Genomic DNA, 1,181 nt, shown 5'->3' on the forward strand with positions numbered 1-1,181 from the left:
CAGTGCGGCGCGCACACCGTGCCCTACATGGAAGCCAAGAATTCGACGGCGCAGTTCGAGCACGAAGCGACCACGTCGAAGATTTCCGAGGACCAGAAATTCTACGTCATGCAGCGCGGTATCCCTGAAGAGGAGGCGATCGCGCTGATCGTCAACGGCTTCGTCAAGGACGTCATCCAGCAACTGCCGATGGAATTCGCTGTCGAGGCGCAGAAGCTGATCGGTATCTCGCTTGAGGGCTCGGTCGGCTGACCGGACAGATATTCAGGAAACGAAAAAATGCTTGAAATCAGAAACCTGCACGCCCGCATCGTCGATGACGGCACCGAAATCATCCGCGGTCTGAACCTGACGGTGAAAGCCGGCGAGGTTGCCGCGATCATGGGGCCGAACGGCTCGGGCAAATCGACGCTGTCCTACATCCTCGCCGGTCGCGAGGACTATGAGGTGACCGAAGGCGACATCCTCTACAACGGCCAGTCGATCCTCGAAATGGATCCGGCCGAGCGCGCCACGTCAGGCATTTTCCTCGCCTTCCAGTATCCGATGGAGATACCGGGCGTCGCCACCATGGAATTCCTGAAGGTGGCGATGAACGAGCAACGCAAGGCGCGTGGCGAGGAGCCGCTGAAGATCCCGGAATTTTTGAAGCGCGTGAAGGAAGCCGCCGCCTCGCTCAGCATGGACATGGCGATGCTCAAGCGGCCGCTCAATGTCGGCTTCTCCGGTGGCGAGAAGAAGCGGGCGGAGATCCTGCAGATGAAGCTGCTGGAGCCGAAATTGTGCGTGCTCGACGAAACCGATTCCGGGCTCGACATCGATGCGCTGAAGATCGTTTCCGATGGCGTCAACGCGCTGCGCGCGCCGGACCGGGCGTTCCTGGTCATCACCCATTACCAGCGCCTGCTTGAGCACATCGTGCCCGACACCGTGCATGTGCTCTACAAGGGGCAGGTCATCAAGTCAGGCGACAAGTCGCTGGCGCTCGACCTGGAAGCCAATGGCTATGCCGGCGTGATCGGCGAAGCAGCGTGAGATGCCAGAGGTAATACCGATGAACATGCACGCACAACCGCAGCGGACACCGGCCGAGACAGCGTTGATCGACGCGTTCGGCGACCGGTTGTCGCTGCTGCCCGGCGACGGCGCGGTGATGCTGAAGCGCGACGACGCCATCGAGA

At 60.9% G+C, this 1,181-nt stretch carries 2 protein-coding genes; both read left to right on the forward strand.

Annotated elements, in window-relative coordinates:
• Window positions 1-252 (forward strand): SufD family Fe-S cluster assembly protein (locus tag EN991_RS36980; RefSeq protein WP_206519338.1); only part of this gene is annotated, 252 nt, incomplete at its 5' end.
• 27 nt (window positions 253-279) lie between these two features.
• Entirely contained in the window at window positions 280-1,035 is a 756-nt protein-coding gene (sufC, locus tag EN991_RS36985; protein WP_023810312.1) for a Fe-S cluster assembly ATPase SufC, read from the forward strand.
• Window positions 1,036-1,181 lie beyond the last annotated feature (146 nt).

The sequence above is a fragment of the Mesorhizobium sp. M7A.F.Ca.US.005.03.2.1 genome, from assembly GCF_003997795.1.
Lineage (GTDB): Bacteria > Pseudomonadota > Alphaproteobacteria > Rhizobiales > Rhizobiaceae > Mesorhizobium > Mesorhizobium ciceri.